Here is a 19287-nt window from a genome sequence, read left to right as displayed (position 1 = left end):
TGTCATCATCTCGTGGTGGCGGATTTCTGCGCAACGCCCAGGCCGAGCCGTTCCAACGCGGCCCGGAGTTCCGGGTCTTCGATATGGGCGACCTGCTGCGCGATCCGCCCGACGACGGCCGGATCGGGCGGCGCAGGAGCCGGCTTCTGCTGGGGCGCCTCGACCGGTCCCTGTTTCAGCACGAGTTTGCCGACGGCTCGCCAGCCGAGATGGGTGTTGACCCGCTCCAGGACCAGGGGCCCGAGTTGCTGCATGTCGAGCGCGAAGGCGCCCTCAACGCGCACGACGAGCGTCGCCGGTTCCGATGTCTCGCCGGGCGCCGGGCGCCGGCGCGGCCAGTCGATCTTGAGCGGCCGCGATCGTGCCGCCAGCCGCTCGCCGACGATCTCCGGCCAGAGCGAGACGATGGCGCGCCCGGCAAACCCCTGGGCGGCGAGCGCGGGCGCGAGGCAATCATCGATCAGGTCGGCGAGGGGTTTGGCTGCCATGCTGTATTCTGGGTCCGGCGCATCCGCGCGACAAGGGCCGAAGCTCTATCAGCTGTTCCGGTGACTTCGCCACTCCTCGGCGCTGATCTCCCAGATCTCCGAAAGATGCCGGCCGCCGACATAATCGCGCATCTCGGCCCGGATGACGCGCATGCCGCCGCTCTCGGAGATGCGACGGGACGCGATGTTGTCGGCTGCCTTCGGCACGCGCAGCACCGAACGCCCGAGGACATCGAACCAGAAATCGGTGACTGCGGCCGCTGCTTCGCTCATCAGCCCTTGCCCCTGCCAGGGCAGGCCAAGCCAGAAACCGCGGTTCTCGTCCTCGCCTTCCCTGAGCGAGATCAGGCCGACGAGTTGGCCGGGCTCGGTCTTCAGGCGCAGGCTCCAGTGCCAATCAGTGCCCTGCGCCATCCCTGGCAGGGCGACCTCGTGCAGAAAGGTGAGCGCGCCGTCGGGCGGGTAGGGCCAGGGCACCCGGCTGGTGAGATAGCGCACGATCTCCCAGTGAGGGAACAGCGTCTGGATCGCCGGTGCATCGTCGAGCGTCAGCGGCTTGAGGAGCAGGCGGCGCGTATCAAGGGCGGGGATGGTTTGCGATGCTGTCGACATGGTCGTTCGCCGTTACGAGCGCGCTTGCCGCAGCGCGCGTGTCATGCGGGTGGAATCCCCCCAGGTCGATAGCCAGATCAGAATTTCGGTCACTATCGCAATGGCGGATTGCAGCATGGTCTGCAGTGCGCGTCTTGCTTTGTCGCCGAGTTGCGCTTCGGCATGATGAAGATGCGCCAGCTCTTCCTCGCGGATGCTGCTGATGACGGCGTGGAGATCGGCGTCCCGGCCCTGTAGGAAATGCAGTTGTTCATCGAGATGACGGTGTACGGTCTCTTCCACCGCTGCCGTGCAAACCCAAATCGCGCGCCGCCCCATCAATGCCGTCATCACGCCGAGCAGTGAGCCACCGAGACTCCACAGCTTCATGATCCGGCAGGGACGTGAATTGCGTGCCGGCATGGCTGCATAGAACTTGGCGCAATGGTCGATCTCGTCGGCGAGCATCTGCTGCAAAGCCGGGACCATATCGGGCAAGAGCCGCCTCGCCACCGCGATCTGCGCGGAGTAGATGCGGATCGCTCCGTATTCCCCGGCATGGTTCACGCGCACGATCCGCTTGATCGTGAGAGCGTCGCGCGGCGCAGGGCTCTCCGGCGAGATGGTCATGTGATCGCGGGAGCTCATTGACGTTAGCATCTTGCGGCCGGAGGGCGGCACGCTAAACCGGGGAGATGACCCTCGCAATGCGCGCCCCTGCTGCGACTGCCGCCGATCTCCTGGTCTGGTACGATCGCCACCGCCGTGTCCTGCCTTGGCGTGCCTTGCCCGGCGAGAGGGCCGAGCCCTATCGCGTCTGGGTCTCGGAGATCATGCTGCAGCAGACGACGATCGCTGCAGTGAAGCCCTATTTCGAGCGTTTCATGGCACGGTTCCCGACGGTTGGAGCCCTTGCCGACGCGCCGAGCGAGGCAGTCATGCAGGCCTGGGCCGGCCTCGGCTACTATTCGCGGGCCCGCAATCTGCATGCCTGTGCCAAGGCGGTCTCGGCGCTGCACGCTGGTCGTTTTCCCGATACGGAGGCGGGCCTGCGCGAGCTGCCGGGCATTGGCACTTACACGGCAGGCGCCGTCGCAGCGATTGCCTTCAACCGGCCGGCGGTTGCGGTCGACGGCAATGTCGAGCGCGTGATGACGCGGCTCTTTGCAATCGAGGAGGCTTTGCCGGGCGCCAAGCCCTTGATCAGGGCGCGCACCCTGGCCCTGCTGCCGTCGGAACGCCCGGGCGACTACGCGCAGGCACTGATGGATCTCGGCGCCACGATCTGTACGCCGCGGTCGCCAGCCTGCGGTATTTGTCCCTGGCAGGCGCCGTGCGTCTCACGGGCGCTGGGGACACAGGAGACCTTTCCGCGGAAGGCGGCGAAGAAGACCGGTGCAACCCGCTACGGGGCTGCCTTCGTGCTGGTGCGCGAGGATGGCGCGGTTCTGCTGCGGACGCGTCCAGCCAAAGGGCTGCTCGGAGGCATGGCGGAGGTGCCGACCGGCCAGTGGAGTGCGGAATACCGCCTCACTGAGGCCTTGCGGGATGCTCCGCTTCCGGCGCAGTGGCGCAGGCTTGCAACGCCCGTTCGCCATGTCTTCACGCATTTTCCGCTGGAACTGACGGTCTTTGTCGCGCGCGCCCCTCGGGCGACGCCAGCACCGCAAGGCTCCCGCTTCACACCGCTGGCGCGGCTCCGTGACGAGCCGTTCCCGGCGGTCTTCCTGAAGGCGCTCGAGACCGGGCTCGAGGCGCTCAGGCCGCTGCCATCTGCGCCCTGATCTCGCCGCGCAGCGAATCGAGCAGCGTCAGCCCTTCCGGGCGCTCGACATGCCAGAAGGTCCAGCCATTGCAGGCGGGCAATCCTTGTGCGAGCGCTCCGACCTTGTGGATCGAACCGACGGCCGGGCCAAGCAACAGCGTGCCGTCGGCCCGGATCGTCGCCTTGTGGCGGCGTTTCTCGTCGACGACGGTCTCACCAGCCTTGACCAGCCCGGCCTCGACCAGGCTGAGAAAGGGCACGCGCGGCTCGCTGCGCTTCGAAGGGGCGGTCGAGAACGATTCGGGCGGCAATGGCTGGACGGCAGCGATGCGCTTGCGCGCAGCTTCCGCATAGACCGGGTCGCGCTCGAGACCGATGAAGCGCCGACCGAGGGCCTTCGCGACGGCACCCGTGGTACCGGTGCCGAAGAACGGATCGAGGATCACGTCGCCGGGGTTGCTGGCGGAGAGCATGACGCGGGCCAGCAGGGCCTCCGGTTTTTGAGTCGGGTGCACCTTGGCACCGGACGCGTCCTTCAGGCGCTCCTCGCCGGTGCAGAGCGGCAGATACCAGTCCGAGCGCATCTGCAGATCGTCATTGCCGCCCTTCAATGCCTCGTAATGAAAGGTGTATTTCGAGCTTTCGCCGCGCGCCGCCCAGATCAGTGTTTCATGCGCGTTGGTGAAGCGCCGGCCACGGAAGTTCGGCATCGGGTTGGCCTTGCGCCAGACGATGTCGTTCAGCATCCAGAAGCCGAGATCCTGCAGGATCGCGCCGACGCGGAAGATGTTGTGATAGGAGCCGATCACCCACATTGCGCCGTCTGGCTTCAGCACCCGCCGGCAGGCTGTCAGCCAGGCTCGGGTGAAGGCGTCGTACTCGGCGAAGGAAGCGAATTTGTCCCAGTCATCGTCGACGGCGTCGACGAGGCTGTCGTCAGGCCGGCGGAGATCGCCGCCCAACTGAAGATTGTAGGGGGGATCCGCGAAGACGAGGTCGACGCTTGCCGGAGGCAGGCGGTCGAGCGCGGCGATGCAGTCGCCGACGACGACCTGATCGAGCGGAAGATCAACTGAAAGGCTCGAAGCCTTCATCCGAGACTGCAGCGCAGGCCGTCCGGTACGCGAAACCTGAATCCGGACGGCGGCGCTGGCAGTCCCGGTACGCGAGGTACCCATGACGCCGAAACCATTACGCAACTTCAACAGTCGCGATCTTGGGGGAGTCAGGGTAAAAGCCGGGTTTCCAGGTTGAAAAAAATGCGTCTCGTTTTGGGGCTGCAGTTTTTGCCTAGTGCATTGGCAAACCAGCCGAATCCGGATCGGACGTTAAGAAACGGCTAACGTCTTGCAGGCCATCGGGCAGCCGCTCAGCGCCGCCAGACGCCCTTGATCGGCGCGAAGGTAAAACGGTGCTCCGGGCATGGACCATGGGCCTGTATCGCGGCGCGATGCTCGGCGGTCGCATAGCCGGCGTGCCCGGCAAAACCATAGGCCGGATAATGCGCCGCCAGGCGCGCCATCATCCGGTCGCGCGTCACCTTTGCGATGATCGATGCTGCCGCGATCGAGGCCACGCTGCCATCGCCCTTGATGATCGCATCGCAGGGGCAGGGGAGAGTGGGAGGGTCGTTGCCATCGACCAGCACTTGCCGCGGCTTTATCGGCAGACCGGCAATCGCGCGCTTCATCGCGAGCAGCGTCGCCTGCCTGATGTTGATCGTGTCGATCTCCTGCGCCGTCGCGCTGCCGATGCCGATGCCGAGCGCGGCTTTGGCGATCTGCCCGAACAGCGCTTCGCGCTTTGCGGCGCCGAGTTCCTTGGAATCGGCGAGGCCAACCGGAATCAGGTCGGGATCGAGAATGACGGCTGCCGCCACCACCGGTCCCGCCAGCGGCCCGCGCCCGACCTCGTCGACGCCGGCCAGCGGCCAGAACCCTTGCTCTATTGCGTGCGCCTCGCGGCTGAAATCGGCGGCCATGCCCGGTCCAGGAATGAAATCGTTGCCGGGCTTATGCCGGAAGGCAATCGTCTAGAACAGGCTGAGCTGTGCCTTTTCCTTTTCCGGCTTGAGGAAAAGGTCGCTGCGGAGTCTCAGTCGCGTTGCGTTGAAGCCGAGTCGTTCCGCCGCCATTTCGAAGCGCCGCCCGATCATCCAGGCATAGGGCCCGGAACCGACCTGGCGCTGGCCCCAGGCCGAGTCGTAATCCTTGCCGCCGCGTGTCGAACGGATCAGCGAAACGACATGGCGCAGCTTGTCCGGGTGGTGGGTCAGGAGCCAGTCCTGGACGAGATCCTTCACCTCCAGCGGCAGGCGCAGCAGCACGTAACCGGCCTCGCGTGCGCCGGCGGCCTTGGCGGCGTCGAGAATGCGCTCGATTTCCTGCTCGTTGATCGCCGGGATGATTGGCGCGACCAGCACGGTCACCGGGATGCCGGCATCCGACAATCGCCTGATCGTCTCCAGCCGCTTCGCCGGCGCGGCGGCGCGCGGCTCCATGCCGCGCGCCACCTTGGGATCGAGCGTCGTCACGGAGATCGCGACCTTGACGAGCCCCTGCGCTGCCATCGGCGCCAGGATGTCGATGTCGCGCTGCACCAATGCCGATTTCGTGACGATGCCGACCGGGTGGCGGAAGCGCGCCAGCACCTCCAGGATCGAGCGCATGATCCGAAGCTTCTTCTCGATCGGCTGATAGGCGTCGGTATTGGTGCCGATCGCGATGGTGCGCGGCTGGTAGGACGGTGCCGACAATTCCTTCTCGAGCAGCAGCGCGGCGTCGGGTTTCGCCGTCAGCTTGCTTTCGAAATCGAGTCCGGGTGAAAGCCCGAGATAAGCATGGCTCGGCCGCGCGAAGCAGTAGACGCAGCCATGCTCGCAGCCGCGATAGGGGTTGATCGAGCGGTCGAACGAAATATCCGGCGAATCGTTCCGCGTAATGATCGTGCGCGCCTTCTCGATCGCGACTTCGGTCTTGAAGGCGGGCAATTCGCCGAGCGAGCCCCAGCCGTCATCTTCGGCGACGCGCTGCTCGGTCTCGAAGCGTCCGCCCGGATTGATCGTTGCGCCGCGTCCGCGCCGCCGTTCCGGGTCGATGCGGTGGCCGGCGTAGGCGAGCGGCTCCACCGGGGCGACACGCACGGATGCCGACAGCGTTTCGCCGTCATGACGTCTGAGGGGCTGGGCTGCGATCGGTCGCGAACTGGGTCTGGCTTGCTGCATGGCGCTGAGCCGTTCCTGAGAGGGCCGTAAGAATCGGTGTTTCCGTGGCCATCAATGTGAACATATAGAGAACATTATGCAAGTGGCGGGATTGCGGCGTGTTGCGCTGCGTCATAATCAATGGGCCATGCTTACAGCCGTCATCAGGGCCGACGGACCGGCCAGAGCGCTCGCCGCGACCTTTTCCGTGCTGATCCCGGCCGTTGCCGACGGTTTTCTCGGCCACGCCGTGGTCGTCGATGCGGACGGTGAGGGGGACGTGGAACGTCTCGCCGACGTGACGGGCGCAACCTATGTCAGGGCCGCCGTGCCTGAAAGCTGGCATGCCGGCGCCGTACAGGCGCGGGGCGATTGGCTGCTACTGTTGAGCGCGGGCGACATTCTGCAGCCGAACTGGATTCAGGCGGCCGAACGCCATCTGCTGCTTGCTCCGGACAGGCCGGCATTGCTGCCGCTGAGCGGGGTTGCGGCGTCGCTCAGGGAGCGCGCCGCGCTGTCATTCGGCCCGCGCCGACTGCGGGCCGGCCTTGTGGTGCCGAAGGGACTGGTTCTGGCTGGGCGGCTGAATGCCGCGCCGCGGCGTCTTTCGGTGCGCCGGGAGCGTGCCGTATCCTGAGACCTAATGCATCGGAATGGATTGCGGTTTTCGGGAAAGCCGCTGCAAACACAAAAAGGTCCGATGATCTAAAGCTGGTTGGTGCGGAAGGTATCGCAGCTTTGCAGCGAGCCGGACTTGAAGCCGGTCGTGAACCAGCGTGTGCGCTGCGCCGACGAGCCGTGGGTGAAGGAGTCGGGTACGGCCACGCCTTGCGACACCTGCTGCAGCCGGTCATCGCCGATCGCCGCCGCCGTCCGCATCGCCTCCTCGACATCGCCCTGGTCGATGCGGCCCATCGCCTGGACATTATGCGCCCAGACGCCGGCGAAGCAGTCGGCCTGCAGCTCGACCCGCACCGATAGCGCATTCGATTCGCGCTCCGAGATGCGCTGACGCAGCTGATTCACCTTGGGCAGGATGCCGAGCAGGTTCTGGATGTGATGGCCGATCTCATGGCCGATCACATAGGCATAGGCGAAGTCGCCGCCGCCGCCGAGCTTGCGCTGCATCTCCTGGAAGAAGGAGAGGTCGAGATAGACCTTCTTGTCTTCCGGGCAATAGAACGGCCCCATCGCTGCCTGCGCCGTGCCGCAACCCGAGCGATCGACGCGCGAGAACAGCACGAGCTTCGGGGGCTCGTAACGGCGGTTCGCCTGCTGCGGCAGGAGCTTGGTCCAGATATCCTCGTTCTGCGCCAGCACCGCCGAAACGAAGCGGCCCATCTCATCCTGCGGCGGACCTGAGGCCGGACGGCTCTCCTGGGGCGGGCCGCTGCGACCGACCCCGAGCATCTCGGCGCCGCCGATCAGGATGCGCGGATCGATCCCGAGCGCCCAGCCGACAAGGCCGAGCACGACCATGGTTCCGATGCCGATACCGCCGCGTCCGCCGGGAAGCCCGCCGAAGCCGCCGCCGCCATTGCGCCTGTCCTCGAGATTCTCGGACTGGCGATAATCGTCCCAACGCATGGCGAAGCCCCCGTCTAGATCATCGGACCGGATATCGTATCCGGTCCGATGATCTAACCTTTCCGTGTTTGCTTCGGCTTTCCCGAAAAACCGCAATCCACATTTCGGGCCGATGCATTAGTCCCGAGCAATCTCGTGGAGAGAGGCCCGGAACTCAAGCTGTTCGTCAACCGGCGCGTGCGAAGGTGGTTCCCGTCTTCTCAATGATAGCCGCTGTCGGCCCTCACCTTGCCGCGGAAGGTCCAGTAGACGAAGGCGGTGTAGAACAGGATCATCGGCAGCAGGAAACAGACGCCGATAAGGACGAAGATGTGGGACGATGGCGCTGCGGCCACATCCCAGATCGTTAGGCTCGGCGGCACGAGATAGGGGTAGTTCGAGATCGCGAGCCCCAGGAAGCAGAGCAGGAAGATCGCGATGGTGAACACAAAGGGCGTGAATTCGTGCTGCCCCTGCAGCCGCTTCCAGACCATGTAGCCGCAGAACGCAGTCAGGACCGGGAACGGCCAGAGCAGCAGCATGTTGGACGGCGTGAACCAGCGTTCGGCGATGCGCGGATGGGCGTAGGGCGTCCACAGCGAGACGAGCGCCGCGAAGGCCATCAACCCGAGCAGCAGCCATTTCGCCTGTTGCCGCGCCCTGTCCGCGACAGCACCTTCCGTCTTGAAGACGAGCCAGGTCGCGCCGAGCAGCGCGTAGCCGACGACCAGCCCGGCTCCGCACATCACCGAGAACGGCGTCAGCCAGTCGAAGGGGCCGCCGGCAAATTCGCGGTTGTTCACGGTAATGCCCTGGATGAGCCCGCCGAGCACGAGCCCCTGAGCGAAGGCGGCAAGGGTCGAGCCGAGCCAGAAGGCGATGTCCCATTTTCTGTGATGCGGTTTGGCGACCCAGCGGAATTCGAAGGCGACCCCGCGGAAGATCAGCGCGAGCAGCATCAGGATGATCGGCGTGTAGAAGGCCGGCATGATGATGGCGTAGGCGGTCGGAAAGGCGACCCATAGGCCGCCGCCGCCGAGCACGAGCCAGGTTTCGTTTCCGTCCCAGAAGGGCGCGACCGAGTTCATCATCTGGTCGCGTTCGCCTTCGTCCCTGGTTGTCGGGAAGAGGATCGCGATGCCGAGGTCGAAACCGTCGAGTACGACATAGAGCATCACGGCCGTGCCGATCAGGACGGCCCAGATGACGGGGAGATACCATTCCATCTCAGCTCTCCCCTCAATTCGCCGGCTGGATCTTGTCGTCGCCGGGATGGCCGTCGCCGAACAGGATCGAGGCGTCCTCCTGCGTCGCCTTGAGCGTCCGTTTCGAGGGTTGCTCTGGCGGGTCCTTGGCAAGGAGGGCGTCAGGTCCCTTGTCGATCAACCGGTTCATCAGCAAGATTCCGGCCGCAAAGACCACGGAATAGACGCAGACGAAGAGAGCGAGCGAGATTGCGACCTGCGTCGTCGTCACCGGCGAGACGGAGTCGACCGAGCGTAGCACGCCCGTTGCGAGCCAGGGCTGGCGCCCGACCTCGGTCACGAACCAGCCCGCCAGGATGGCGACGAATCCGAGTGGCCAGGTGTATTGCGCCAGCCAGAGCCAGCGTCGTGCCGCAAACACTCTGCCGCGCGACCAGAGATAGGCGCCGAGCCAGCCGAAGCCGATCATGAGGAAGCCGATGCCGACCATCAGGCGGAAGGCGAAGAAGGGAATCTTGACGGGTGGTCGGTCCTGCGGCGCGAAATCATTCAGGCCGGGAAAGAGGGCGCTCATGCTGCCATGGGTCACGAGGCTGGCGAGGCCGGGAATCGCGATTTCGTAACGGTTGATGCCGGCCTGCTCGTCAGGCCAGGCGAAGAGAACCAGGGCGCCGGGCTTGGACGAATCCCAATGCGCCTCGATCGCGGCGAGCTTCGCCGGCTGGTATTTTGCCGTGTCCTCGCCGTGCTGATGGCCGATGACGGCCTGGACCGGAGCCGTCAGCCCGATCATCAGGATCGCCATCCGCACCATCGTCCTGGCAGGCTCGATGCTCGTCCCGGCCAGGAGATGGCGCGCTCCCGTCGCCAGCACCACGAAGGCCGTGGTCAGATAGGCCGCCGTCATCATGTGCATGAAGCGCAAGGGGAAGGTCGGATTGAAGATGATCTGCAGCCAGTCGACGGGGTAGGCGATGCCGTCGCGCATCTCGTGGCCGGTCGGATATTGCATCCAGCTATTGGCGGAGAGGATCCAGAACCCCGACAATGCCGTTCCGCCGGCGACGATCACCGCCGACAGGAAATGCAGCCAGGGCGGAACGCGCTTCCAGCCGAACAGCATGACCCCGAGGAAGGAGGCTTCGAGGAAGAAGGCGCTCAGCACCTCGTAGCCGATCAGCGGGCCGATGACGTTGCCGACCACGGTCGAGAACCGGCTCCAGTTCGTGCCGAACTGGTACGACAGCACGATGCCCGAGACCACGCCCATCGCGAATGAGACCGCGAAGATCTTGGTCCAGAACCGAGCCAGCAGGTGAAACTTGTCGTCGCCGGTCTTCAGCCAAAGGCCGAGCAATGTCGCGATATAGGCTGAGAGCCCGATCGTGAAGGCGGGGAAGACGATGTGGAAGGAAACCGTGAAAGCAAACTGAATGCGCGAAAGCAGAAAGGCGTCGATTTCCATCGCAAGGCTCCGGCCGGCACGCCGCGCGAGCGGCTTGAAACGACTCTGCCCGCACAGCATCGTCGCTGTGACGCAAATTAGTCAAATCAGAAGCTGCGCGAGGGGCCGGAGTGTCGCAGAGGCAGGGCCGCGTTGTCGCAGGCGAATACTTTAGCTGATTGCGTCGAGCGCTGTCTTGAGCGCTCGCATGTCGCGCCAGGCGAGGCGCTTCTGCAGGGGCTGGCGCAGCAGATAGGCGGGGTGAAGCGTGGCAAGCGCACGGATGCGCCGGCCGCCCATTTCATACTCCGTCCACTTGCCGCGCGAGGCGAGGATGCCGGTGAAGCCGAGCAGGCCCTGGGCAGAGGGGCCGCCGATGCAGACGAGGATATCGGGATTGGCGAGTTCGATCTGCCGCTGAATGAAAGGCAGGCAGATCGCTACCTCCTGCGGAGTCGGCGTACGGTTGCCGGGCGGACGCCAGGGCAGAAGGTTGGCGATGTAGACATGTTCCTGCCGGTTGAGGCCGATGGCGGCCAGCATCCGGTCGAGCAACTGGCCGGAGCGGCCGACGAAGGGCAGGCCGAGCCGGTCCTCATCCGCACCGGGGGCCTCGCCGACGAACATCACCCGCCCCTCCGGATTGCCGTCGGCGAAGACGAGATTCTTCGCCGTCGCCTTGAGCGCGCAACCCTCGAAGCTGGCCAGCGCCGCCTTCAATTCGTCGAGGGTCTTGGCCTGCCCGGCGAGCAGGCGCGCGCTCTGCATCGCTTCGTCAGGCGCCGTGCCGTCGGCAGCGATGACGCGTGCGGCGGGAACCGCACGCAGAGGATTGCGGCGGGCTGCAGTTTGCGTGGCGGCTGCTTCGGCAGCCTGTGCGGATTCGGCGAAATGATCATGCGGCGTCTCGTCGAGCATCTCGGTGACGCCCATCTCGGCGTACCAGGCAATGAGTTCGACGGGATCGTGGCCAGCAGGGATCATCCCGGCGTCTTAGCACGGTCCGGCGCGGCTCCGCGACACCTCTTGGGCTGCTGTCCCGGCGCTCGCGTGCTTGCCGGCCCGTCGATCGCGGTTGCAAATTGGAACGTGGGCTCGGATAGAGGGGTTCCAATCTGGTTTCGGTTTGGCTTGAGCCAGAGGGCATGATCGTTCATATATAAACTATCGCTGTCGAGGCGAAAGTTGCTGGCGGAGGGCAGGATGGAACTCGAGGAAGCGCAAAGCACCCCGCGCGAGAGCATGGACTATGACGTCGTCATCGTCGGCGCAGGTCCCGCCGGTCTTGCAGCCGCCATTCGCCTCAAGCAGCTCGACGAGGCCATCTCGGTGGTCGTGGTCGAGAAGGGGGCCGAGGTCGGCGCCCATATCCTCTCTGGCGCGGTGATCGATCCGATTGGCCTCGACACCCTGCTGCCCGACTGGCGCGCGGACGAGGCTCGCCCGCTGACCACGGAAGTCAGCGAGGATATCTTCTATTTCCTGACCGAGCCGAACGGGCTGCGGCTGCCGAATTTCGGCATGCCGAAGCTGATGAACAATCACGGCAATTTCGTCGGCTCGCTCGGGCTGGTGACGCGATATCTCGCGGCCCGCGCCGAAGCGCTCGGCGTCGAGATCTATCCCGGCTTCGCCGCCGCTGAGCTTCTCTTCGATGAAAAGGGCGCCGTCACCGGTGTCGCCACGGGTGACATGGGGATCGCCAAGGACGGCACGGTCTCCGAACGCTTCACCCGCGGCATGGAACTGCGCGGGCGCTACACGCTGCTCGGCGAAGGTGCGCGCGGCTCGCTTTCCAAGATCGCGATCCAGCGCTTTGGCCTCGACAAGGATCGTGAGCCTCAGAAATACGGCATCGGCCTCAAGGAAATCTGGCAGGTCAAGCCGGAGAAGTTCCACAAGGGCCGGGTGCAGCACTCCTTCGGCTGGCCGCTCGACGGCAAGACCGGTGGTGGCTCGTTCCTCTATCATTTCGACGACAATCTCGTCACGGTCGGCTTCGTCGTGCATCTCAACTACGAGAATCCGACGCTCTCGCCTTTCGACGAGTTTCAGCGCTTCAAGACGCACCCGATGATCCGGGAGGTCTTCGAGGGCGGCAAGCGCCTGTCCTATGGCGCGCGCGCCATCACCGAAGGTGGCTGGCAGTCCGTGCCGAAGCTGAGCTTCCCGGGAGGGGCCTTGGTCGGCTGCGCGGCCGGCTTCGTCAACGTGCCGCGCATCAAGGGCAGCCACAACGCGATCCTGTCCGGCATGCTGGCGGCCGAGCATCTCGTGCCGGCGCTGGCAGCGGGACGCGCCCATGATGAAGTCAGCGAGATCGAAACCAGCTGGCGCTCATCCCCGATTGGCCGCGACCTCAAGCCGGTCCGCAACGTCAAGCCGCTCTGGTCGAAGTTCGGGACGATTGGCGGTGTTCTGCTCGGCGGCATCGACATGTGGCTGAACCAGCTCTTCGGCTGGTCGCCTTTCGGCACGCTCAAGCATGGCAAACCCGATTACGCGACGCTGAAGCCGCTGAGCGACGTGACGCCGATCACCTATCCCAAGCCGGACGGCAAGCTCTCCTTCGACAAGCTGTCGTCGGTGTTCCTGTCCTCGACCAATCACGAGGAAGATCAGCCCGCCCATCTGAAGCTGACCGACCCGTCTATTCCGGTGGCGAAGAACCTGCCGCTCTATGGCGAGCCCGCTCCGCTTTATTGCCCGGCCGGCGTCTACGAGGTCGTCTACAGCGATAACGAGGCGAAGAGCGATCCGCGTTTCGTCATCAACGCGCAGAATTGCGTGCACTGCAAGACATGCGACATCAAGGATCCTGCCCAGAACATCACCTGGGTCGTGCCCGAGGGCGGCGGTGGCCCGGGTTACTCGAACATGTGATGAGGCGGCGACGGCGACCGGTGCAATAAGGAGGCCGCGCCCCTGCCAGGGCGGCGGTCTTTCCTGCCGCAATGGTCGCTTGGCCCCTGCGAGGCGCGGTCGATGACGGCGGCGACTTGAGCGAACGATCTTCCCTCTTGGATGCTCCTGGACGAAACGCCGCCACAGATCCGAACGATGCAGCTGCTACGGTGATGGCGTGCCGATTTGCAGCGTGGAATTCCTGCATTTGTGCGCCGCACGAAATGATTGCAGTGCCTGTTGCATCCTTGCTACGGAGGCGATCTGCCGCCGGCTTTGCGGCTTGCCGGGGCGCCTGGAAACGGCCATCTTGCGCGCCTATGCGAAGCGGTCACGGTCGCGCTGAATGGACCCAGCCCCTGTGCCACACGAGGCAGCGGACCGAGGGAGAATAGCAGTCGTGACGTTTCGAATGAACGGCCGCGGGGCCGGCGTGACATTGGCCTTGGCCATGTTTGTCGCGCTTCATGCCGGGGCCGCTGCGCAGGCCACCACTCAAGCCAATGCGCCGACCCGCACCACCGAGCCGCTTGAGCCTGCCGAAAGCCTTGAAGGCAATTATCTGGCTGCGATCGTGGCCGGTGCCGGCCGAGACCTTGGTGCGGCCTCGGTCTACCTGCGGGAGGCGATCAAGGGCGATCCGAAGAACAACGATCTGCTTGAGCGCGGTTTCGTCGCTTTCCTGGCCGATGGCTCCATGGATGACGCGTTCCGCGCCGCCGAGAAGCTGGTGCAGCGCGACCCGAGCAACGGGTTGGCGCAACTCGCGATCGGCATTCGCGCCATCAAGCAAAAGCAGTATCAGACGGCGCGCAATCACTTGCAGCGCGGTGGGCGCGGGCGTTCCGCCGACATCACGGCGACACTGCTCTCCGCCTGGTCCTATGCCGGCTCCGGCCAGACCAACCGCGCGATCGAGACGCTGGAGCGGCTCAAGGGTGAGCCCTCCTACAACCTTTTCCGCGACTATCATGCCGGCCTGATCCTCGACATCGCCGGCCGCAAAGCTGATTCCGAGCGCCGGCTCAAGGCGGCCTATGAGGCCGAGAAGACGACGCTGCGCCTCGTCGATCTCTGGGCTCGCTTCCAGGCCCGCTCCGGCGATTTCGACGGAGCCGCGGCAACCTATGGCGCCTTCGACAGGCTTCTGCCGAATCACCCCATCGTGCGTGACGGATTGACCCGGGTTGCCGCCAAGGAGCCGCTTGCCCGTACGGTCGCCACGGCGCAGCAGGGCGCAGCCGAAGTGCTCTATGGTCTCGCCAGTGCCGGGAATCGCCAGGGGGATGAGGCGGCGGCGCTGCTCTATCTCAGGCTGGCGCTGTATCTCGACCCCAATCACGATCTCGCTGTCCTGACGCTCGGCGACATCCTCGAGCGGGCCAAGCAGCTCGACGATGCGGTGACGGTCTACAACCGCATGCCGTCGGGTTCGCCGCTGGCTGCCAATGCCGAGATCCAGTCCGGTCTGGCGCTGGAAGCGCTTGGCAAGTCGGACGAGGCGGTGAAGCATCTCGAAACGCTGATCACAGCGCGTCCTGATGATGTCGATGCGCTCTCGGCGCTCGGCAATGTCTACCGCTCTCGCAAGCGCTTCGCCGAGGCAGCCGACACCTATGACAAGGCGATCGCGAAACTCGCTTCGCCGGGCCGCTCGAACTGGGACCTCTATTACTTCCGTGGCATTGCCCGCGAGCGCATCAAGCGTTGGGCGGAGGCAGAGGAGGATCTGCGCAAGGCCCTCGAGCTGATGCCAGAGGCGCTGGGGCGCGAGCGGGCGCTGGTGCTCAATTATCTCGGCTACTCGCTGGTCGACCAGCATCTCAAGCTCGATGAAGCGCTGGGCATGCTGCGCCGGGCTGTCGAGCTGCGCCCGCGTGACGGCTACATCACCGATTCGCTCGGCTGGGCCTATTATCGGCTCGGCCGCTTTACCGAGGCGGCGCGCGAACTCGAGCGCGCCATGGAGCTGCGGCCCTCGGACCCCGTGATCAACGATCATCTCGGCGATGTCTATTGGCGCGTCGGCCGCAAGCTGGAGGCGGTGTTCCAGTGGAACGCCGCACGTGACCTCAGCCCGGAGCCCGAGGATCTGGCCAAGATCAAGCACAAGATCGAGAAAGGGCTCGAGGAGCCCCCGTCCGCCAATGCCGCCGAGCCGAAGGCGGATGGTGGCTGACCGATGCGTTGTGACGCCGTGACGGACCTCGCGTGCCTGTTGCGCTGACGACCCGCGCTCGCGCCAAGGTCAATCTCGATCTGAAAATCCTCGGCCGTCGCGCCGACGGGTATCACGAGCTGAAAAGCCTCGTCGCCTTCGCCAGCGTCGGTGATTCGCTGGCGCTTGAGCCGGCTTCGGCCCTCGACCTGACGATCAGCGGTCCGCAAGGCACCGGTCTTGTCGCGGATGACGGCAATCTGGTTCTCCGTGCCGTGCAGGCGCTGGCGGACGAGCTTCCGGGACTGCGAGCCGGACATTTCCACCTCGTCAAACGTCTGCCGGTCGCCTCCGGTATTGGCGGAGGCTCAGCCGACGCGGCAGCAGCCTTGCGCCTGCTGGCGAGGCTGAACGGTCTCCCGCCTGCCTCGCCCGAGCTACAGCGCGCCGCCGTCAAGGTTGGCGCCGATGTCCTGGTCTGCCTCGAGTCGCGCGCACGCATCATGGCCGGGATTGGCGAGCGTCTCGGCCCCACGCTCTGCCTGCCGCCGCTCTTCGCCCTTCTGGTCAACCCGAATGTCGCCATCGGCACCGCAGACGTCTTCCGTGCGCTCGGACTCGCGTGGGGGCAGTCTTGCCCAGCCGCCGCGGAAGCGGGCTTCGGCGCGGACGAGAGCTTTGCGGCTGCTCCGGAATTGCTTGCCGCGCTGCAGCGCACCGGCAACGATCTCGAAGCACCGGCGGCCCAGGTCGCACCGGTCATCACCGAGGTCCTGGAGCGGCTGTCCCGGCTGCCGGGCTACCGGCTCGCCAGAATGTCAGGCTCGGGCGCGACCTGCTTTGCCCTGTTCGACGATTGCCGCCAGAGCGCTGCCGCTGCGAAGCTGCTGGCGGTTGAGCGGCCGGATTGGTGGATCAAGCCGACCTTGCTGAGGTGAGGTCTGCGGGACGCTCAGTGCGCCCGCGCCACGCAGAAATCGACCGCCTCGTTCAGCGCCTGCTTCATCGGCGAGGCCGGGAAGAGGCCGAGCGCATCCTTCGCCATCTTGGCGTAGTGCTGAGCCCGCTCGATCGTATCGTCGAGGGCGCGGTGGCGGCGCATGATCGCTTGCGCCTCCTCGAGATCGCCGTCCTTGATCTCGCCATCCTGCAGCGTGCGGCGCCAGAAGGCGCGCTCAGCCTCGTCACCGCGTCGGAAGGAGAGCACGACCGGCAGGGTGATCTTGCCCTCGCGGAAATCGTCGCCGGTGTTCTTGCCGAGCTTGTTCGCGACGCCGCCATAATCGAGCGCGTCGTCGATGAGCTGGAAGGCGATGCCGAGATTGAGCCCGAAGCTGCGGCAGGCGGCAGCATCGGCCTTGGGGGATTCCGCGATCACCGGTCCGACTTCGCAGGCCGCCGCAAACAGCTCCGCCGTCTTGCCGCGGATGACGGCGAGGTACTCGTCCTCGGTCGTTGCGGTGTTCTTGGCCGCGGCGAGCTGCATCACCTCGCCTTCGGCGATGACGGCGGCTGCAGTGGAGAGAATATCAAGCGCGCGGAGAGAGCCGACCTCGACCATCATCTTGAAGGCTTGGCCGAGCAGGAAGTCGCCGACCAGCACGCTCGCCTCATTGCCCCAGACCATGCGGGCCGCGAGCTTGCCGCGGCGCATGTCACTCTCATCGACGACATCGTCGTGGAGCAGCGTTGCGGTGTGCATGAACTCGACGCTGGCCGCGAGCTTGACATGACCGTCGCCGCGATAGCCGCAGAGCGCAGCCGTCGCGAGCGTCAGCATCGGCCGCAGGCGCTTGCCACCCGACGAGATCAGGTGGTTGGCGACTTCGGGGATCATGGTGACGTCCGAGCCGGTGCGCGACAGGATCATCGCATTGACGCGCTCCATGTCGGTGCGTGTCAGGCCGACGAGACCATCGATGCTGGCCTGTGCCTGTTCCTTGTCCTCGAAGGGTACGACGACGCCCACGCTGCTCACTCCGGCCGATTTCAGCTTTGTTGCATTGCCACAACCGTTGCATGGGTGGCCAGCCCCCGCAATTGCACTTTGACGCCGCACCCGCGAGTCCAGGGCCGAAAATGGCTTGCGCACGGACCCTGCCTTCGTCTCCATGACACAATGCACGAACTCGTCCGCACCAATGACCTTGTCCTGCTCGGCGCCATTGAGGCGCTGCTCGCCTCCGCCGATCTCGATTGTCTGATCGCCGACCAGCATATGAGCGCGCTCGAAGGCATGACCGGAGCCTTCCAGAGGCGCCTGCTCGTGCGCGAAGCGGATCGCCGAAGAGCTCGAGCGCTTTTGATCGAGGCGGGGTTCGGCGGGGAGCTGCGCGATGAGTGATTCGGAGACGGAGCTCGGCGACATCGTCGAGGACCGTCTGCTCGGTGGCCGACTGATCCTGCGCCAGCCGAAGAAGGGGCATCGTGCCGGCACAGATGCGATCCTGCTCGCCGCGGCTCTATCGGAAGATGAGGTCGGCCCGCTGGCTGATTTCGGCGCTGGTGTCGGAACGGTCGGTCTTGCAGCGGCGATGCTTCGGCCGGAGCTGACGGTCACTCTGATCGAGCGGCATCCCGGCCTTGCGGCGCTGGCCGAGCGGAACATTGTCCTGAACGGCTTGGGCGCTCGGGTCAGGATCGTTGCGGCTGACGTCGGGGGCTCCGGCGAGGCCGGCCTTGCGCCAGCAGGTTTCGGCTGCGTCGCGATGAACCCGCCCTTCTTTGCCGATGACACGGTGAGGGCATCGCCAGTCGGCAATCGGCGAACGGCGCATGTCGCCGACCAGCCGCTCGAAGCCTGGCTGAAGGCAGCGCGCCGGCTGCTCAGGCCGCGCGGGCGCGTCGCGATCATTCATCGCTCCGAGGCGCTGGGGGTTATCCTGAACGGGCTGGAGACCGGCTTCGGCGGCGTCGCCATCCGCCCCGTGCACGCCTCGGCCGATCGGCCGGCGATCCGCGTCATCGTGACGGCCACGTTGAACAGCAAAAAGCCGGCAGAGCTGCTGCCGGCTTTCGTCCTCAACGGCCCGGATGGTCGCTTCACTGATGTCAGCGAAGCGATTCACCGCGGCAGAGCACTGCTATCCTAGCCGGCGCTCAGCGGCAGATGCGCCGGTGTTCCACTGCCCAGCCCCAGCCATCCCAGTAGCGCATCGGGCGGACATAGCAGCGCGGACCGTAGTATGGCCGGCCATAGCCGTAATCGGAGCGGGGTCCGTAATGGGGGCGGCCATAATAGCCGCCGCCCCAGCCATACTGCACCGGGCGATGGCCGTAGCCGTAATAGCCGGGCGAGCCGAAGCTGAAGGTCACCGACTGGGCGGAAGCGGGCGCGCTGACGGCAACCGCGCCACCGAGGGTGGCAGCCGCCGCGACTCCGAGAAGCATTTTGCGAAGCATGGCGAGTTTCCTCTCTGCCCGGCGCCGGCGGCCCTTGCCGCGCGGTCCAACGCCAATTCCAGGAGAATCCTAGCCCCTCGAAACTGAACGGCGCGACACCGCGCCGTTCAGCTATCCTTCATCAGGCCGCCGCATGGCAGCCACGATTCACGCCGCGATCAGCGGCAGACGCGCACCGAACGCACAACCCAGCGATAGCCGTTCCAGACGCGGCGATTGCTGTAGTAGCAGCGCGGACGATAGACCGGGCGACCGTAATAGGGGCGGCGCGGGCCATAGTAGCGACGCGGGCCGTAGTACTGCGCCTGCTGGACCAGGTCGGTCGGGGCCTGCGTCGTCTGCATCGTGCCGGTGCTGACCGGTGCGGCCGTTGCGGGGGCGACGGTGAAGGCCGCGAACATGAGGGTGAGCGCTCCGAAGAGCGCGGCAATGAAACGTGATGACAGCATTAAGCTACTCCTGCTGGCTGACGCCGCCGGCCCGTCTCAAGCGCTCGCCCCGAACGCCGCGGACTGTACGGTTGCTGCGGAGATTATCCCGCTGATCATGAACGAATGCTGTC

20 protein-coding genes are annotated in these 19287 nt (G+C 65.5%); 7 read left to right on the top strand and 13 right to left on the bottom strand.

The window, feature by feature from the left end; genetic code table 11:
- Positions 1–5: 5 nt before the first annotated feature.
- From FG93_RS01290 to FG93_RS01280, 3 genes are read right to left on the bottom strand one after another with little or no spacing between them, the layout of a single operon-like run.
- Positions 6–488: a DUF721 domain-containing protein gene (locus tag FG93_RS01290; RefSeq protein WP_043231014.1), complete on the bottom strand. Its 483-nt coding sequence runs from the start codon at positions 486–488 to the stop codon at positions 6–8.
- A 48-nt stretch (positions 489–536) separates the two neighbouring features.
- Positions 537–1100 (bottom strand): GNAT family N-acetyltransferase, encoded by a 564-nt coding sequence (locus FG93_RS01285; RefSeq protein ID WP_043231011.1) that lies wholly within the window; start codon positions 1098–1100, stop codon positions 537–539.
- Between the two features lie 12 nt (positions 1101–1112).
- Positions 1113–1709 carry a demethoxyubiquinone hydroxylase family protein gene (locus FG93_RS01280; protein ID WP_043231009.1) on the bottom strand — a complete coding sequence of 199 codons (597 nt, stop codon included), beginning with the start codon at positions 1707–1709 and terminating at the stop codon, positions 1113–1115.
- A gap of 77 nt (positions 1710–1786) precedes the next feature.
- Here FG93_RS01280 and mutY point away from each other — a divergent pair, with 77 nt between their 5' ends.
- Complete coding sequence (gene mutY / locus FG93_RS01275; RefSeq protein ID WP_081881274.1) at positions 1787–2863, top strand: A/G-specific adenine glycosylase; 1077 nt, start codon at positions 1787–1789, stop codon at positions 2861–2863.
- On the opposite strand, the gene FG93_RS01270 is transcribed toward mutY, so the two are convergent.
- From FG93_RS01270 to FG93_RS01260, 3 genes are all read right to left on the bottom strand, one after another.
- Entirely contained in the window at positions 2838–3938 is a 1101-nt protein-coding gene (locus FG93_RS01270) for a site-specific DNA-methyltransferase (protein WP_043231006.1), read from the bottom strand. The two genes, mutY and FG93_RS01270, sit on opposite strands and share 26 nt — an antisense overlap.
- Before the next feature lie 275 nt (positions 3939–4213).
- Entirely contained in the window at positions 4214–4825 is a 612-nt protein-coding gene (gene rnhB / locus FG93_RS01265) for a ribonuclease HII (RefSeq protein ID WP_052513179.1), read from the bottom strand.
- Positions 4826–4876: 51 nt separating this feature from the next.
- Positions 4877–6067 (bottom strand): PA0069 family radical SAM protein, encoded by a 1191-nt coding sequence (locus FG93_RS01260; protein WP_081881228.1) that lies wholly within the window; start codon positions 6065–6067, stop codon positions 4877–4879.
- A 127-nt stretch (positions 6068–6194) separates the two neighbouring features.
- Here FG93_RS01260 and FG93_RS01255 point away from each other — a divergent pair, with 127 nt between their 5' ends.
- On the top strand, positions 6195–6683 hold the full coding sequence (locus FG93_RS01255; protein ID WP_043231003.1) for a glycosyltransferase family A protein: 489 nt from the start codon (positions 6195–6197) through the stop codon (positions 6681–6683).
- Between the two features lie 68 nt (positions 6684–6751).
- On the opposite strand, the gene FG93_RS01250 is transcribed toward FG93_RS01255, so the two are convergent.
- From FG93_RS01250 to FG93_RS01235, 4 genes are all read right to left on the bottom strand, one after another.
- On the bottom strand, positions 6752–7633 hold the full coding sequence (locus tag FG93_RS01250; RefSeq protein ID WP_043231000.1) for a neutral zinc metallopeptidase: 882 nt from the start codon (positions 7631–7633) through the stop codon (positions 6752–6754).
- A gap of 200 nt (positions 7634–7833) precedes the next feature.
- A complete protein-coding gene (gene cydB, locus FG93_RS01245; protein ID WP_043230997.1) occupies positions 7834–8838 on the bottom strand; it encodes a cytochrome d ubiquinol oxidase subunit II in 1005 nt (334 codons plus the stop codon).
- 13 nt (positions 8839–8851) lie between these two features.
- Entirely contained in the window at positions 8852–10282 is a 1431-nt protein-coding gene (locus FG93_RS01240; RefSeq protein ID WP_043231700.1) for a cytochrome ubiquinol oxidase subunit I, read from the bottom strand.
- A gap of 150 nt (positions 10283–10432) precedes the next feature.
- Positions 10433–11245, bottom strand: coding sequence for a uracil-DNA glycosylase family protein (locus FG93_RS01235; protein ID WP_043230994.1), 813 nt, complete (start codon positions 11243–11245; stop codon positions 10433–10435).
- A 219-nt stretch (positions 11246–11464) separates the two neighbouring features.
- Between FG93_RS01235 and FG93_RS01230 the strand changes: the two genes are divergently transcribed.
- From FG93_RS01230 to FG93_RS01220, 3 genes are all read left to right on the top strand, one after another.
- Complete coding sequence (locus FG93_RS01230; RefSeq protein WP_043231697.1) at positions 11465–13144, top strand: electron transfer flavoprotein-ubiquinone oxidoreductase; 1680 nt, start codon at positions 11465–11467, stop codon at positions 13142–13144.
- Between the two features lie 421 nt (positions 13145–13565).
- Entirely contained in the window at positions 13566–15344 is a 1779-nt protein-coding gene (locus FG93_RS01225) for a tetratricopeptide repeat protein (RefSeq protein ID WP_244448462.1), read from the top strand.
- A 32-nt stretch (positions 15345–15376) separates the two neighbouring features.
- Complete coding sequence (locus tag FG93_RS01220) at positions 15377–16261, top strand: 4-(cytidine 5'-diphospho)-2-C-methyl-D-erythritol kinase (RefSeq protein ID WP_043230992.1); 885 nt, start codon at positions 15377–15379, stop codon at positions 16259–16261.
- A 14-nt stretch (positions 16262–16275) separates the two neighbouring features.
- Here the strand turns inward: FG93_RS01220 and FG93_RS01215 are convergent, their stop codons facing one another.
- Positions 16276–17292: a polyprenyl synthetase family protein gene (locus FG93_RS01215; RefSeq protein WP_043231695.1), complete on the bottom strand. Its 1017-nt coding sequence runs from the start codon at positions 17290–17292 to the stop codon at positions 16276–16278.
- A 150-nt stretch (positions 17293–17442) separates the two neighbouring features.
- Between FG93_RS01215 and FG93_RS31590 the strand changes: the two genes are divergently transcribed.
- Both FG93_RS31590 and FG93_RS01210 read left to right on the top strand, forming a co-directional pair.
- Positions 17443–17667 (top strand): DUF2007 domain-containing protein, encoded by a 225-nt coding sequence (locus FG93_RS31590; RefSeq protein WP_081881227.1) that lies wholly within the window; start codon positions 17443–17445, stop codon positions 17665–17667.
- On the top strand, positions 17660–18415 hold the full coding sequence (locus tag FG93_RS01210) for a tRNA1(Val) (adenine(37)-N6)-methyltransferase (protein WP_052513174.1): 756 nt from the start codon (positions 17660–17662) through the stop codon (positions 18413–18415). The genes FG93_RS31590 and FG93_RS01210 overlap by 8 nt, the downstream gene beginning before the upstream one ends.
- 7 nt (positions 18416–18422) lie before the next feature.
- Here the strand turns inward: FG93_RS01210 and FG93_RS01205 are convergent, their stop codons facing one another.
- Positions 18423–18725, bottom strand: coding sequence for a hypothetical protein (locus FG93_RS01205; RefSeq protein WP_043230989.1), 303 nt, complete (start codon positions 18723–18725; stop codon positions 18423–18425).
- Between the two features lie 158 nt (positions 18726–18883).
- Positions 18884–19174, bottom strand: a complete 291-nt coding sequence (locus tag FG93_RS01200) for a hypothetical protein (protein ID WP_052513171.1) — start codon at positions 19172–19174, stop codon at positions 18884–18886.
- Between the last annotated feature and the right edge of the window lie 113 nt (positions 19175–19287).

This window comes from Allobosea sp. LC85, from assembly GCF_000735605.1.
Lineage (GTDB): Bacteria > Pseudomonadota > Alphaproteobacteria > Rhizobiales > Beijerinckiaceae > Allobosea.
This window is presented reverse-complemented; position numbering and strand designations above follow the sequence as displayed.

Coding starts and splice junctions, on each gene's coding strand:
- FG93_RS01290 (WP_043231014.1), bottom strand. CDS start 488: ATGGCAGCCAAACCCCTCGCCGACCTGATCGATGATTGCCTCGCGCCC.
- FG93_RS01285 (WP_043231011.1), bottom strand. CDS start 1,100: ATGTCGACAGCATCGCAAACCATCCCCGCCCTTGATACGCGCCGCCTG.
- FG93_RS01280 (WP_043231009.1), bottom strand. CDS start 1,709: ATGACCATCTCGCCGGAGAGCCCTGCGCCGCGCGACGCTCTCACGATC.
- mutY (WP_081881274.1), top strand. CDS start 1,787: ATGCGCGCCCCTGCTGCGACTGCCGCCGATCTCCTGGTCTGGTACGAT.
- FG93_RS01270 (WP_043231006.1), bottom strand. CDS start 3,938: ATGAAGGCTTCGAGCCTTTCAGTTGATCTTCCGCTCGATCAGGTCGTC.
- rnhB (WP_052513179.1), bottom strand. CDS start 4,825: ATGGCCGCCGATTTCAGCCGCGAGGCGCACGCAATAGAGCAAGGGTTC.
- FG93_RS01260 (WP_081881228.1), bottom strand. CDS start 6,067: ATGCAGCAAGCCAGACCCAGTTCGCGACCGATCGCAGCCCAGCCCCTC.
- FG93_RS01255 (WP_043231003.1), top strand. CDS start 6,195: ATGCTTACAGCCGTCATCAGGGCCGACGGACCGGCCAGAGCGCTCGCC.
- FG93_RS01250 (WP_043231000.1), bottom strand. CDS start 7,633: ATGCGTTGGGACGATTATCGCCAGTCCGAGAATCTCGAGGACAGGCGC.
- cydB (WP_043230997.1), bottom strand. CDS start 8,838: ATGGAATGGTATCTCCCCGTCATCTGGGCCGTCCTGATCGGCACGGCC.
- FG93_RS01240 (WP_043231700.1), bottom strand. CDS start 10,282: ATGGAAATCGACGCCTTTCTGCTTTCGCGCATTCAGTTTGCTTTCACG.
- FG93_RS01235 (WP_043230994.1), bottom strand. CDS start 11,245: ATGATCCCTGCTGGCCACGATCCCGTCGAACTCATTGCCTGGTACGCC.
- FG93_RS01230 (WP_043231697.1), top strand. CDS start 11,465: ATGGAACTCGAGGAAGCGCAAAGCACCCCGCGCGAGAGCATGGACTAT.
- FG93_RS31590 (WP_081881227.1), top strand. CDS start 17,443: ATGCACGAACTCGTCCGCACCAATGACCTTGTCCTGCTCGGCGCCATT.
- FG93_RS01210 (WP_052513174.1), top strand. CDS start 17,660: ATGAGTGATTCGGAGACGGAGCTCGGCGACATCGTCGAGGACCGTCTG.
- FG93_RS01205 (WP_043230989.1), bottom strand. CDS start 18,725: ATGCTTCGCAAAATGCTTCTCGGAGTCGCGGCGGCTGCCACCCTCGGT.
- FG93_RS01200 (WP_052513171.1), bottom strand. CDS start 19,174: ATGCTGTCATCACGTTTCATTGCCGCGCTCTTCGGAGCGCTCACCCTC.